Below are 14,726 nucleotides of genomic sequence, written 5' to 3'. Positions count from 1 at the left end.
GCTATGCAACCGAACATTGTTCAGCAACCTGACGGCTATCTGAATAAGACGCCGCTGTTCCAGTTCATTCTGCTCTCATGCCTGTTCCCGTTGTGGGGCTGCGCAGCGAGCTTGAACGACATCTTGATCACCCAGTTTAAAAGTGTGTTTGCGTTGAGTGACTTCGCCAGTGCGCTGGTACAGAGTGCGTTTTATGGCGGTTACTTCCTGATTGCCATTCCGGCTTCGCTGGTGATCCGCAAAGCCACCTACAAGCTGGCGATCCTGATGGGATTGGTGTTGTACATCGTGGGCTGCGTGCTGTTCTATCCCGCTTCGCACATGGCGACTTACACCATGTTCCTCGCGGCAATTTTTGCCATCGCGATTGGTTTAAGCTTCCTCGAAACCGCTGCGAATACCTATAGCTCGATGATAGGTCATCGCGATCACGCCACGCTGCGTCTTAACATCAGCCAGACGTTCTACCCGATCGGCGCGCTGATGGGCATCGTGCTGGGCAAATATCTGGTGTTCCAGGACGGTGAAAGTCTGCATACGCAGATGGCGACCATGAACGCCGAGCAGGCGCATGCCTTCCGCCTCACCATGCTGGAACACACGCTGGAGCCGTACAAATATCTGGTGATGGTGTTAGTGGTGGTGATGCTGCTGTTCCTGTTTACCCGTTATCCGCGTTGCAAACCGGCGTCGAGCGAAAAGTCGCTGCCATCGCTTGGGGAAACCTTCCGCTATCTGGCCGGTAACCGCCACTTCAAACGCGGCATCGTGGCGCAGTTCCTGTATGTCGGCATGCAGGTGGCGGTGTGGTCCTTCACCATTCGTCTGGCACTGACGCTGGGCGCGACGAATGAGCGTCACGCCTCTAACTTTATGATTTACAGCTTTATCTGCTTCTTTATCGGCAAGTTTGTCGCCAACTTCCTGATGACACGCTTCCGCGCGGAAAAAGTGCTGATTGCCTACTCGGTACTGGGCGTGATCACTCTGGCGTGGGTGATGTTTGTGCCTAACTTTACCGCCGTGTACGCGGCAGTGTTTGTCAGCGTGCTGTTCGGACCCTGCTGGGCGACGATTTACGCGGGTACGCTGGCCACGGTGGATAACAAGTACACTGAAGTGGCAGGCGCGTTTATCGTCATGTCGATTGTTGGCGCGGCGTTTATCCCGGCGATTCAGGGCTTCGTCTCCGATCATCTGGGATCAATGCAGCTGGCCTTTGGTGTATCGCTGTTGTGCTTCGCCTGGGTCGGATTCTACTTCTGGGGCGAGCTGCGCCATAAAAATCAGGCGGTGCAGGCTGGTCGTCTGGTTGAGGAGATGCCATGAAAACCCGATTACCGTTACGTCGTGAACAGTTTCAGGAAACGCCCAGTACGCTGCTGCACAATGACTATTTCCACGTTGAGTTGTTTCGCTATCCGGCGGGCGTGGAAGCGGTGCGCATCCGTAACCAACGCGGCACGGTGATTGTGCTGCCGTTTTACGGTCAGATGGTGTGGGACGCCACGTTCGATGGCCACTCGCTGACCATGGGGCACAGCTTCAAACAGCCGCTGCTGGGCAGTTCGATTATCGATACTTACGGCTGTTTTGCCTTCCACTCCGGCCTGCTGGCGAACGGCTGTCCGGCACCGGATGACGACCATCCGCTACACGGTGAAATGGCCTGTGCGCGTATGGACAGCGCATGGATCGTGCTGGAGCAGGATCGCGTGTCGCTGGAAGGAGAGACCGAGTATGTGAAAGGTTTTGGCCATCACTATCTGGCCTCTCCAGCGGTGCGTTTGCACGCTAACTCGCCGCGTCTGCACATCGAAATGAACGTCACCAATCTGGCGGGCGCGCCAATGCCGCTGCAGTACATGTGCCATTTGAACAGTGCCTGGCTGGCCAATGGCCGCTTTAAGCAGTCGATCCCGCAGGATGCTTTCAAGCTGCGTACTTCGATCCCGGCGCATGTGAAACCGACGCCGCAGTGGACCGCGTATACCGATCAGCTGGCACGCGATCCGCAGCCCTTGCAGCAGTTGGATCAGCCAGAAATGTGCGATCCGGAGATCGTGTTCTTTGCCGACGATCTGCCGCAGTACGGCAACGAAGTGCAGTTCGAACTGCATGCACCGGAAGGCTATGCGTTGATGACGCGCTTCGACAGTCGACAGTTCCCGCACGCCACGCGCTGGCTGCTGCACAATCACGATCAGCAGGTGGCGGCTTATGTGCTGCCCTCTACCTGTCGGCCGGAAGGGTTTAAGGCGGCGCAGCGCGCTGGCACCCTGGTTGAGCTGGCACCCGGCGAGAAACGCCACTTCAGCGTGGAGACCGGCATTCTGTAAATACCGGCGGCCCTTGTGCCGCCTGGATTCCTACCGCTTCGCTATTCACAAAACTGTCACGTAATCTCCTCGCCAATCGTATAAAGCTCAACGCCCTGTTGGACGATAACCCCTGCGACATTCGTCACATTGGTTCTCCTCTCTCTTTACCAGGGTTCAGATTTATGAAGCTCAATCAGTTTAAAATTGGCCAGCGGCTGGGTTTTCTCGCCACGCTGCTGTTGCTTGCCACATTGTTGATGGGACTGCACGGACTGCAAGTCAATATGCAGGCGCTGGACAACAATCAGGACGTGATGGCGCGTGAAGTCCTGATTGCCGACAGCATCGACACCGCGCGCAGTGCGCAGGTGCAGTTCAAGATTCAGGTGCAGGAGTGGAAAAATACTCTGCTGCGTGGCACCCAAGGGCAGGAGACCTTCGATAAGTACAAAAAGGCGTTTTTGAAAGAGAGCCAGCAGACGCAGGCGTTGCTGAGCAAGTTGAGCCAGATTCAGACGGCGCTAGGGTTACCTGTTGCACCGGTTGAACAGGCGCGTGCGGTGCATGCCGGGCTGGAGAGTAAGTATCTGGCGGCCCTGGAAAACTACAGCATCAGTGATATCAACAGCGCGGCGCGCGTTGACCACCTGGTCACCGGTATTGACCGCGCCCCGACGCAGCAAATCGACGATCTGGTGGCTGCCACGCTGAAGCGCGCGCAGCAGATGCATCAGGAGATCGAAGCGAATAACCTCGCGCACTACCAGAAAACCCGCACGCTGTTGTTAATCGCCATGAGCTGTATTTTGCTGGTGGGTATCTGCATTACCGCCTGGCTGATCCAGAGTATTACGCGTCCGCTGAAGCAGGCGATCAACGTAGCGAAAACCGTGGCAGCGGGTGACCTGCGCACGCAGATTGAGGTTTCAGGACGCGACGAAACGGCGCAGCTGATGGCCGCACTGCGTGATATGAACCACAACCTGACGCGCATTGTCACCGGCGTGCGCAGCGGCACTGAAGCCATTGCTGATACCACCGACCAGGTGGCGCACGGCAGCCGTGAACTCTCGGCGCGTAACGAGGCGCAGGCCAGCGCGCTGGAAGAGACCGCCGCCTCAATGGAACAGCTGACGTCAGTGGTGAAAAACAACGCCGAAAACGCGCGTCATGCGAGTGATATCGCGCGTGATACTCGCCAGCGCGCCGGAGACGGCGGCGAGGTGGTAGACAAAGTGGTAGTGGCGATGAGCGAGATCCATCAGTTCTCCCGTGAGATCAATGAGATCGTCACGGTGATTGATGGCATTGCGTTCCAGACCAACATTCTGGCACTGAATGCGGCGGTCGAAGCCGCGCGAGCCGGGAATGATGGCCGTGGTTTTGCAGTGGTGGCGTCGGAAGTGCGCGCGCTGGCACAGCGTTCCGCATCGGCGGCACGTGACATTCGTGGCCTGACAGATCGTTCGGTGAGTTTGATTGCGCAGGGCAATACGCTGGTGAAGGGCGCGGGATCGTCGATGCAGGAGATCGTCGAGAGCGTGAAGCAGTTGTGTGAGCTGATGGAGAACATCTCATCCGCCAGCGCGGAGCAGAGCGTGGGCATCGAGCAGGTGAATCTGGCAGTGACCCATCTGGATGCCGCCACCCAGCAGAACGCCACGCTGTCGCAGCAGTCCGCCCAGTCGGCGCGCGCGCTGAATCAGCAGGTTGGTTCGCTGGTGGAGAATATCAGTGTGTTCCAGTTGGAGTCGAAACCGGCTCAGTAACGTCGCGTAGCAAACTGCGCCGATTCAGCGGCAGGCAACGGCCAGTAAGGGCGCGATTTATGGCATAAAATGGTTCGATTAAGCGCATATTCGCAAAGGCTGGCACTGTTAAAAGTGTCAGCCTTTTTCGTTTGGGTAAGCTTCCGGAGTGCGGGCCCGAGCGCCTCTGCTGCTGCCGGGCCCTCCTCGCGCCGCTGACGCGGTGCCTTCGTCTTCCACGTCGTGCCTACGGACCGTTCGGGTAAGGCCGTCCTGGCCAACCCGAACTGCCAGTCGCATCCCTGCGCCTGGCTCCTGGCCCAACGTAAAAGCCTCAGCGCTGCGGATAGCCCTTGCAGCAGCAGAGGCGCTCTGGCCTCTACCATCGTGCCGTTTTTGACAATACGCACTGAAGCTTTAGAGCAGGCTGGTGCCGTTCCGGGGCAGGCAATCCGCAGCGCTGAACGGAATGAGTCTGCCAGGAGAGCACGCATGGATGCGGGCGAAAGGCTGGCGGCACACGATGAGCCATCCCAGCCGGTCCCGTCAGGCAAACGAATGAAGTGAAGGTACCGCGCTAGCGGCGTGAGGAGCGCCAGCCCCGGAACGGCACCAGACTGCGTTATCATCCGCCACCTAACTGACAAGTATTGCGCCATTTATGGCGCTCTGTATCCCTGTGTGCAGACGACCTCTAAATCGCCACCAACACGCGCACGCCTTCCGCTTCCATATTGGATCCCGCACCGCGTTGCACGATCTCTCCGCGCGACATCACCAGATACTGATCGGCCAGCTCGGCGGCAAAATCGTAAAACTGCTCCACCAGCAGGATCGCCATATCACCGCGCTGGGCTAACTGACGGATCACTGCGCCAATCTCCTTGATCACCGATGGCTGGATCCCTTCGGTGGGCTCATCCAGGATCAACAGTTGTGGCTTGCATGCCAGCGCCCGGCCGATCGCCAGCTGCTGCTGTTGCCCGCCGGAGAGATCGCCGCCGCGCCGGGCTTTCATCTCGCGCAGCACCGGGAACAGATGGTAAATCTCGTCGGGCACCGTTTTGGATTGTGACCCCGAGAAGCGTGCCAGCCCCATCAGCAGATTCTCTTCCACCGTCAGGCGCGGAAAGATTTCACGGCCCTGCGGCACATAGGCAATACCCGACTGCACACGCTGGTGCGGCTTACGGCTGTTGATCACCTTGTCCTGCCAGCGAATCTCGCCGGATTTCGCCGGGATCAATCCCATTAAACATTTCAGCAGCGTGGTTTTACCCACGCCGTTGCGCCCCAGCAAGCAGGTGATTTCACCCGGTTTGGTTTCAAAAGAGAGGCCGCGCAAAATGTGGCTGCCGCCGTAATATTGATTCAGTTCGGAAACCTGCAACATGTTAGCGCCCCAGATAAACGTCGATGACCCGATCGTTCGCCTGCACTTCGCGTAACGATCCCTCAGCCAGCACCTGGCCCTGATGCAGCACCGTAACGTGATCGGCGATGGTCTCGACAAACCCCATATCATGCTCGACCACCATCAGCGAATGCTTGCCCGCCAGGCTGCGAAACAGCTCGGCGGTGTACTCGGTTTCCGCATCGGTCATGCCTGCAGCCGGTTCGTCGAGCAGCAGCAGGTGCGGGTCCTGCACTAACAGCATGCCGATTTCGAGAAATTGCTTCTGCCCGTGCGACAGCAGCCCGGCCAGGCGCTGACGTTCGCCGCCCAGCCGCAGCAGTTTCAGCACCTCATCAATGCGATCTCGCTGCTCGCCGTTCAGCCTGGCGCGCAAACTGGCCCACACCGATTTGTCGTTTTTCAGCGCGATTTCCAGATTCTCGAAGACCGTGAGCGCCTCAAACACCGTGGGTTTCTGGAACTTGCGGCCAATGCCGGCGCGCGCGATCTCCACCGGCGACATGCAGCTGAGATCGGTGTCCTGGTCGTAGATCACTTGCCCGTTATCGGGACGGGTTTTGCCGGTGATCACATCCATCAACGTGGTTTTGCCCGCGCCGTTAGGGCCGATCACACAGCGCAGTTCGCCTACGCCGATCTTCAGCGACAGATCGGTGAGCGCGCGGAAGCCATCGAATGAGACGTTGATCTTCTCCAGTTGCAGTACCGGATCGCTCTGATCGCGATGACGGTCCGCTGGATGAGGTTGGGTAAACAGTTGTTCAGTCATCACGCCTCCGGCGCAGCAGGCCAATCACACCACGCGGCAGGAACAGCGTGACGAGGATAAACATCAGGCCGAGGAAGAACAGCCAGTATTCGGGGAAGGCCACGGTGAACCAGCTTTTGGCCCCGTTCACAATCGCCGCGCCGAGCAGTGGACCAATCAAGGTGCCACGCCCGCCGAGAGCCACCCAGATAGCCGCCTCAATCGAGTTGGTCGGTGACATCTCGCTGGGGTTGATAATGCCGACCTGCGGCACATATAGCGCACCGGCGAGTCCACACAGCACCGCCGACAGCGTCCAGACAAACAGCTTGAAGCCTTTAGGGTCGTAACCGACAAACATCAGGCGGTTTTCGGCATCGCGCACCGCTGTCAGCACCCGGCCAAATTTGCTGCGCGCCAGCGCGAAGCCAATGCCAAGGCTGATTAACAACAGCAGCACAGTGGCGACGAACAGCCCAATGCGCGTACCGGTGGCGGTGACATTAAAGCCGAGCAGGGTGGTGAAGCCGGTAAAGCCGTTGTTGCCGCCAAAGCCGGTTTCATTGCGGAAGAACAGCAGCATGCCCGCGTAGGTCAGCGCCTGCGTCATGATCGAGAAGTAAACGCCTTTGATTTTTGAGCGGAAGGCGAAGAAGCCAAACACCAGCGCCAGCACGCCCGGCACCAGCATGATCAGGCACAGTGCCCAGGCAAAGTGCTGCGTGCCCGCCCAGAACCACGGCAGTTCGTTCCACGACAGGAACGACATAAACGCCGGTAAGCCATCGCCGGAAGCCTGTCGCATCAGGTACATGCCCATCGCATAGCCACCCAACGCGAAAAACAAACCGTGACCGAGCGACAGCAACCCGGCGTAGCCCCACACCAGATCCAACGCCACGGCGACCGTGGCATAGCAGAGGATTTTCCCCACCAGCGTGAGCGTGTAAGTGGAGATCGCCAGCGGATGCGTGGCGGGCAGCAGGGCGCAGAACGGCAGCACCAGCAGCAGCACGGTGATGACGATGCCGAGGCTGATACTCAGACGCGGCGCTTTGCGCGTCAGGGTTAAGGTTAGGGGTTGGCTCATCAGTCTATTACCCTCCCTTTGAAGGCAAACAGTCCCTGTGGACGTTTCTGGATGAACAAGATGATCAGCACGAGGATGAGGATTTTGCCCAGCACCGCACCAATCTGCGGCTCCAGCACTTTGTTGAGGATGCCTAAGCCAAAGGCCGCCACCACGGTGCCCGCCAGTTGACCAACGCCACCGAGTACCACCACCAGGAAGGAGTCGATGATGTAACCCTGGCCGAGTTCCGGCCCGACGTTGCCGAGCTGCGACAGCGCCACGCCGCCCAGTCCGGCAATGCCAGAACCCAGACCAAACGCCAGCATATCGATGCGTCCGGTCGGCACACCGCAGCAATCGGCCATAGCGCGGTTTTGCGTCACGGCGCGCACGCTGAGGCCAAGACGCGTTTTGTTCAGCAGCAGCCAGGTGAGGCCGAGCACGGCAAACACAAACAGGATCACCGCAATACGGTTGTACGGCAGTACCAAGTTAGGCAATACCTGCAAACCGCCGGAGAGCCAGCCTGGGTTGGCCACTTCCAGGTTCTGTGCGCCAAACAGCATACGTACCAGCTGGATCAGCATCAGGCTGATGCCCCAGGTGGCGAGCAGGGTTTCCAGTGGGCGGCCGTATAAATGGCGAATGATGGTGCGCTCCAGCAGCATGCCAATACCGGCGGTGACCAGGAACGCAATGGGCAGCGCCAGCAGCGGATACCACGCCAGCCACTGCGGTGCGAACTGCTGGAACAGGTTCTGCACGAACCAGGTGGCGTAGGCACCGAGCATCAGCATCTCGCCGTGCGCCATATTGATCACGCCAAGCAGACCGTAAGTAATGGCCAGGCCAAGCGCGGCCAGCAGCAGGATCGAGCCAAGTGACAGGCCGGTAAACGCCTGACCTAAAATATCGCCCCACATCAAGCGATGTTTAATCTGTTGCAGGCTGGCAGCAGCAGCGGCGCGCACCTGCGCATCGGGTTCATTGCTGGTCTGAGTTAAGCGATTGAGGCTGGCCTGCATATTGGGATCGCTGGATTCACCGAGCAGCGTGACGGCTTTGAGACGCACGCTGGCATCCGGGCTGGCGAGTTGCAGGTTGGCCGCCGCCATGGCGAGCACCGCGTGAACCTGAGTGTCTTTTTCCACCGCGAGGCGTTGCTCAATCAGCGGCAGTTGATCGGCGGCACCGTCGTTTTGCAGTTGTTGTGCAGCGCGCAGACGAATGGCGGGATCGTCGCTCACCAGCTGGTGGGCAGCGAGGGCGCTGGCAATTAACACGCGCAGGCGGTTGTTCATAAACAGCTTTTTGGTGTCACCCGTCGGCTGTTGTGCGCTGTCCAGCGGGATGAGTTTGTCATCCTGTTTGCTGAACGGCTGTTTGTTCTGGTCGATGACCATGCTTTCGTTGCGCAGTGCCTGCAGCAGCGGCAGGCGGCTGGCCTGCGGTGCGGCGGCCCACTGCTGCAGCAGATTGGCCTGCTCAGTGCGGCTGGCGGCGGCGAAATCAGCGCCATCGCCCGCCTGGGCGAGCCACGGCAGCAGAAGCAACAGACAGCAGAGATAACGGCAGATTGTCATGGTTATCGTCCTGTTGAAGGTGGTGCAGTGTTGAAAACGGGCGCCATGAATGACGCCCCTACGTTGCCCGATGCGATTTTCGTAGGGTACGCATTCATGCGTATCGGGTTAAATACGCACTTATTGGCTTAAGTGAGCGTCATTACGGCATCAATGACGCCCCCACATTGTCCGAGCGAAGTCTGTAGGGTCGCCCTTCAGGGCGACCACGGCATCACTTGGTCGACTTCACCGGATAATCCGGCTTCTTATCGTTACCGGCGATGTACGGGCTCCACGGCTGGGCACGCACCGTTTTATCGGTCTGCCACACCACGTTGAACTGACCGTTCTCTTCCACTTCGCCAATCATCACCGGCTTGTGCAGATGGTGGTTGGTGTTATCCATGGTCAGGGTAAAACCGTCTGGCGCTTTAAAGCTCTGTCCGGCCATTGCCGCACGCACTTTGTCGACATCGGTGGTGCCGGCTTTCTCGACCGCCTGCGCCCACATGTGAATGCCGACGTAAGTCGCTTCCATCGGGTCGTTGGTGACCACGGTGCCCGCGTTCGGCAGGTTGTGCGCTTTGGCATAGGCTCGGTAATCTGCCACGAATTTGGTGTTGGTTGGGTTATCCACCGACTCGAAGTAGTTCCATGCCGCTAACTGTCCGACCAGCGGTTTGGTATCGATACCGCGAAGCTCTTCCTCGCCAACGGAGAAGGCGATCACCGGGATATCGGTGGCTTTGATGCCCTGATTGGCCAGCTCTTTGTAGAACGGCACGTTTGAGTCACCGTTGATGGTGGAGATCACTGCGGTTTTGCCACCGGCAGAGAACTTCTTGATGTTAGAAACGATGGTCTGATAATCGCTGTAACCAAACGGCGTGTAGACCTCTTCAATATCTTTATCCTGAATGCCTTTGGTGTGCAGGAAGGCGCGCAGGATCTTGTTGGTGGTGCGTGGGTAGACGTAATCGGTACCCAGCAGGAAGAAGCGTTTGGCGCTGCCGCCGTCTTCGCTCATCAGGTACTCCACCGCCGGAATCGCCTGCTGGTTGGGCGCCGCGCCGGTGTAGAACACGTTTGGCGACATCTCTTCGCCTTCATACTGCACCGGATAGAACAGCAGCCCGTTCAGCTCTTCAAACACCGGCAGCACTGATTTACGTGAGACCGAGGTCCAGCAGCCAAACACCGCCGCCACTTTATCCTGCGTCAACAGCTGGCGCGCTTTCTCCGCGAACAGCGGCCAGTTAGACGCCGGATCGACCACTACCGGCTCCAGCTTCTTGCCCAATACGCCGCCTTTGGCGTTGATCTCATCAATGGTCATCAGGGCCACGTCTTTCAGCGGTGTTTCAGAGATCGCCATGGTGCCGGAAAGCGACGACATGATGCCGACTTTGATGGTATCAGCGGCCTGGGCACCAAAGGTAAAGCCCAAACTGGCTACGGTGGCGGAGAGCGCAAAAGCTTTTAGCAACGAACGTCTTTTCATCGTTAACCCTCTAAATGTGTTAGTGTTTTTATTCAATGGGTTGAAGCCGGGCCTGCTGTAACATATGCAATGTGATCTTTCTGACCTCTGCCTTACTGACGGCGATGTGGTCGGTTAAAATGCGTTGTGCCTCCTCGGTGTGTTGCTGGAAAATCGCCCGTAAAATCTGAGCGTGTTCGCGGTATGTCGCATCCACCCGGTCGTCACGCGTAAAGTCGAGACGGCGGATAATGCGGATCTTTTCGGTTAATTCGGCGTGGATGCGTGCCATCTCCTGATTGCCCGCAGCGGCCACCAGCGCCATGTGAAAGGCTTCGTCGTGCGCTGACACCGCTTTGCCATCCTCCAGGCGAGGCGCATCGATCCAGAAGCTCTTCAGTTCGGTCAGAATCTCCGCACAGGCCAGCGGCGGTAGCGCGCACAGACGGCGCACTGCTTCGCGCTCGAGCACGGTGCGAAAGTCGTACAGCTCTTCGAAATACTCGAAGTCGAACGGCTTCACCTGCCAGCCGCTGCGGAACCACACTTCGACAAAGCCCTCGCGCTCCAGCCAGAACAGCGCCTGACGCACCGGCGTGCGGCTCACTTCGAGCCGATCGGCGATTTCGTTTTCGCTAAAGCGGTCACCGGGCATTAAACGGAACTCAAAAATGTCCTGTTTCAGCGCCTGATACACCTTCTCCGCCAGGGCTTCCGGACGGCCTTTGCTACGTGGGCTTTGATTCATGCGCGCTCCTTATTCCAGCCACAGCAGAGTGTCGCCCGGACTGACCGGACGTCCTGCCTGGCAGGCAATGCGTTTCACCGTGCCGGCTTGCGGCGCGACAATCGCCAGTTCCATTTTCATCGCTTCGACGATGATCAGCGTTTGACCGGCTTCCACCACATCACCCGGCTGCACCAGCACTTTCCAGATGTTGCCGTTCATATCGGCGCAAACCGCCAGCGCATCCTCATCGGCTTCCGCCACCATCAGCGTCTCTTCGCTGGTGAGCGGCGCGTTTTGTTCTTCCTGCGCCCACAGCGTCACTTCCTGTTCGAAAGCGGCTGACTGGCGCTGACGGAATTCGGCAATCGAGTCGGCGTGCTCCGCGAGGAATTGCCCATGAGCGGCGAAATCAAACAGGGTTTCTTCGATACGTACCGTGGCGCGGCCTTCACGGAAGTCATCACGCAACTGGGTGAGTTCGTCCTCGGTTACCGGATAGAAGCGCACCTGATCGAAGAAGTGCAGCAGCCACGGCTCATCTGCCGCGAACTGATCGTTCTTGAGGAATTTGTTCCAGATCGGCAGCGTGCGGCCCACCAGTTGATAGCCACCAGGGGAATCCATGCCGTAGATGCACATGTACATGCCGCCGATGCCGACCGTGCCTTCAGCGGTGAAGGTACGCGCCGGGCTGTATTTGGAACTGAGCAGACGATGGCGCGGATCGATGGGTACTGCGCACGGTGCGCCGAGGTAGACATCGCCCAGGCCGAGGATCAGATAGCTGGCATCGAAAAGGGTGTCACGTACCGCTTCACGACTCTCCAGACCGTTGATGCGCTGAATAAAATCAACGTTGTTCGGCAGCCATGGCGCGGTAGCGCGCACGGTTTCCTGGTAACGTTCGACGGCACCAAGCGTGGCGCTGTCTTCAAACGCCATCGGCATCCAGACTATGCGCGAAGGCACCTTCAGCTGGCTGACATCACCGAGCCCGGCTTCTAATTCCAGCAGCAGATTCATCAGCTGTTTCTGGCTGAGGATCAGGCTGTCATAGCGTACCTGCAGAGAACGCACACCAGGCGACAGCTCTTCGACGCCGGGCACTGCACGTTCACGCAGCGCATTCATCAACAGGTGTACGCGCAGACGCAGTGCCAGATCCAGCACGTTGTCGCCGTACTCAATCAGCACATATTTATCACCGGCCTGGCGGTAAACCGCTGCAGGTGTGGCAGCCGTAGCCGGTAAGGCGGCTAGCAAGGTGGCGGAGCCAATATCGCTGGCGGCCAGTGATGGCACCTCGAAGGCTGGCGCATGGGTGCTGCGCAAGGTTTCCACGCTGTGCGCCTGAGCTTTCTCCAGCGCCACCGCTTCGTCGGCGCTGATCGGATGGAAGCGAATGCTATCGCCCGGTTTCACCTGACCGACTTTCCATAGCTCGGCCTTAGCGATGGTCACCGGACAGACAAAGCCGCCGAGGCTCGGGCCGTCATGGGTCAGGATCACCGGGAAGTCGCCGGTGAAGTTCACCGCGCCAATGGCGTATTCGCAGTCGTGTACGTTGGACGGGTGCAGCCCGGCTTCACCACCGTTGGCGCGTGTCCAGGTCGGTTTTGGTCCGACTAAACGCACCCCAAGACGGTTGGAGTTGTAGTGCACCTGCCAGTCGCTGGCAAAGAACTCATCGATAGCCGCCTGAGTGAAGAAATCCGGTGCGCCATGCGGGCCGTACAGCACGCCAATGCGCCACTCGGTGCCGTAGTGCGGCACCAGTGCACGATCCAGTGCTTGCGGTTCACTGACTGGCGCGGGCGTGGTGCAGGCCGCCAGCAGTGGCTGGGAGATCGGCAGCATGTCGGCGACGCGCAGAGTGCGTCCGGCATGACCACCAAACTGGCCGAGTGAGAAGGTGGAGCGGCTGCCAAGGTATTCCGGCACATCGAAGCCGTTGCGCACCGCTAAATAGGTACGACAGCCGCTTTGGGCGCGGCCTAACGTCAGCGTCTGGCCCGCTTTCACGCTGATCGGCTGCCAGTAATCGAGACTTGCGCCATCCAGCGCTGCCGGGCAATCCGCTCCGGTCAGGGCAATCACCGCATCGCTGTGAAAACGCAGCGTCGGGCCTTGCAGGGTGAATTCCAGCCCGGCGGCGCTGTCGTGGTTGCCGACGATGCGGTTAGCGAGGCGGAAAGCAAAGTCATCCATCGGGCCAGAAGGCGGCACGCCGATATCCCAATAGCCGAGGCGGCCGGGGAAATCCTGAATGCTGCTGAAGGTACCGGGTTGCAGCACTTCAATCACGCTGGCAGACGGCGTAAAGCTGTCGAGGAAACGTGTCCAGACTTTGCCGCTGCTGAACGCTTCGGTGGCAACAATCTGGCGCAGATAGTCGAGGTTGGTGGCGATGCCGTGCAGCTGCGTAGCATCAAGCGCCTGCTGCATTTTCGCCAGCGCCGCTGTACGCGTGTCGGCATGAACGATCAGTTTGGCGATCATCGGATCGTAGAACGCTGAGACTTCGGTACCGGTATCGATCCAGCCATCGACGCGCACGTCATCCGGGAAAAGGACGCCAGTCAGGGTGCCGGGACTCGGCTGGAAGTTTTTCAGCGGATCTTCCGCGTAGATACGCACTTCGATCGATGCGCCTTTGGGGGCCTGTTGCAGACGCGCCCAGTCGATGGCATCACCTGCTGCGACTTGCAGCATGCATTCGACCAGATCCAGCCCGGTCACGCACTCCGTCACCGGATGCTCCACCTGCAGGCGGGTGTTCACTTCGAGGAAGTAAAACGCGTCCTGTGCGGCGTCGTAGATGTATTCCACGGTGCCCGCGCTGCGGTAACTCACTAACTCACCGAGACGCACGGCGGATGACAACAGCGCTTCACGCGTCGCCTGCGGCAGGTTCGGTGCTGGAGTCTCCTCCACCACTTTCTGGTTACGGCGTTGCAACGAACAGTCGCGCTCACCCAGCGCAATCACCTTGCCGGTGCCATCGCCAAAAATCTGCACTTCGACGTGGCGTGCGCGGTCGATAAAGCGCTCCAGGAAAACGCCTGCATCGCTGAAGAATTGTTTACCGAGACGACGCACGCTCTCCCACGCATTGCGCAGCGTATCGGCGTCGTCGCAGCGGGTTAAGCCAATGCCGCCGCCGCCCGCGGTGCTTTTCAGCATCACCGGATAACCGATGTTTTCCGCCGCGCTGAGCGCCTCTTCCAGCGAATTCAGTAACGGCGTGCCGGGTGTCATCGGCACTCCTGCACTGTCCGCCAGTTCACGCGCGCGGTGCTTCAGGCCGAACTCGCCAATCTGCTGCGCGGTCGGGCCGACAAACGCAATGCCCGCTTTTTCACAGGCGGCAGCAAACGGCAGGCTTTCGGAGAGGAAACCGTAGCCCGGCCAGATGGCTTCTGCGCCGGTCTCTTTGGCGGCGGCCAGAATTTTATCGATACGCAAATAGCTGTCGCTGGCTTTGTCGCCGCCGAGCGCGATCGCCACATCGGCTTCTTTAACATGGCGCGCGTTACGGTCGGCATCGGAATAGACGGCGACGCTTTTCACGCCGAGGCGCTTCAGGGTGCGAATCGCGCGGCAGGCAATTTCGCCACGGTTAGCGATCAGTACGGTGCTGAACAT

At 59.1% G+C, this 14,726-nt stretch carries 10 protein-coding genes; 3 read left to right on the top strand and 7 right to left on the bottom strand.

The window, feature by feature from the left end:
* Window positions 1–3 precede the first annotated feature (3 nt).
* From fucP to LBW88_RS10460, 3 genes are all read left to right on the top strand, one after another.
* Window positions 4–1,329, top strand: coding sequence for an L-fucose:H+ symporter permease (gene fucP / locus LBW88_RS10470; protein WP_224932410.1), 1,326 nt, complete (start codon window positions 4–6; stop codon window positions 1,327–1,329).
* Window positions 1,326–2,339 (top strand): aldose 1-epimerase family protein, encoded by a 1,014-nt coding sequence (locus LBW88_RS10465; protein ID WP_224932411.1) that lies wholly within the window; start codon window positions 1,326–1,328, stop codon window positions 2,337–2,339. Before fucP ends, LBW88_RS10465 begins: the two co-directional genes overlap by 4 nt.
* A gap of 164 nt (window positions 2,340–2,503) precedes the next feature.
* The gene (locus LBW88_RS10460; protein ID WP_224932412.1) at window positions 2,504–4,090 is read left to right on the top strand and encodes a methyl-accepting chemotaxis protein; all 1,587 of its coding nucleotides are present in this window, start codon (window positions 2,504–2,506) and stop codon (window positions 4,088–4,090) included.
* A gap of 673 nt (window positions 4,091–4,763) precedes the next feature.
* Here LBW88_RS10460 and urtE read toward each other — a convergent pair.
* From urtE to uca, 7 genes are all read right to left on the bottom strand, one after another.
* Entirely contained in the window at window positions 4,764–5,462 is a 699-nt protein-coding gene (urtE, locus tag LBW88_RS10455) for an urea ABC transporter ATP-binding subunit UrtE (protein ID WP_224932413.1), read from the bottom strand.
* Window position 5,463: 1 nt separating this feature from the next.
* Window positions 5,464–6,255, bottom strand: coding sequence for an urea ABC transporter ATP-binding protein UrtD (urtD, locus tag LBW88_RS10450; RefSeq protein ID WP_224932414.1), 792 nt, complete (start codon window positions 6,253–6,255; stop codon window positions 5,464–5,466).
* Window positions 6,248–7,324: an urea ABC transporter permease subunit UrtC gene (gene urtC / locus LBW88_RS10445; protein ID WP_224932415.1), complete on the bottom strand. Its 1,077-nt coding sequence runs from the start codon at window positions 7,322–7,324 to the stop codon at window positions 6,248–6,250. Before urtC ends, urtD begins: the two co-directional genes overlap by 8 nt.
* On the bottom strand, window positions 7,324–8,889 hold the full coding sequence (gene urtB, locus LBW88_RS10440) for an urea ABC transporter permease subunit UrtB (protein ID WP_224932416.1): 1,566 nt from the start codon (window positions 8,887–8,889) through the stop codon (window positions 7,324–7,326). The genes urtC and urtB overlap by 1 nt, the downstream gene beginning before the upstream one ends.
* 214 nt (window positions 8,890–9,103) lie before the next feature.
* On the bottom strand, window positions 9,104–10,372 hold the full coding sequence (gene urtA, locus LBW88_RS10435) for an urea ABC transporter substrate-binding protein (RefSeq protein ID WP_224932417.1): 1,269 nt from the start codon (window positions 10,370–10,372) through the stop codon (window positions 9,104–9,106).
* A 28-nt stretch (window positions 10,373–10,400) separates the two neighbouring features.
* Window positions 10,401–11,099, bottom strand: coding sequence for a GntR family transcriptional regulator (locus tag LBW88_RS10430; protein ID WP_224932418.1), 699 nt, complete (start codon window positions 11,097–11,099; stop codon window positions 10,401–10,403).
* 9 nt (window positions 11,100–11,108) lie between these two features.
* On the bottom strand, window positions 11,109–14,726 hold the full coding sequence (gene uca, locus LBW88_RS10425) for an urea carboxylase (protein ID WP_224932419.1): 3,618 nt from the start codon (window positions 14,724–14,726) through the stop codon (window positions 11,109–11,111).

The sequence above is a fragment of the Pantoea sp. alder81 genome, assembly GCF_020179835.1.
Classification (GTDB): Bacteria; Pseudomonadota; Gammaproteobacteria; order Enterobacterales; family Enterobacteriaceae; genus Pantoea.
The sequence above is the reverse complement of the archived record's forward strand: the minus strand, read 5'-3'. Positions and strand labels throughout refer to the sequence as shown.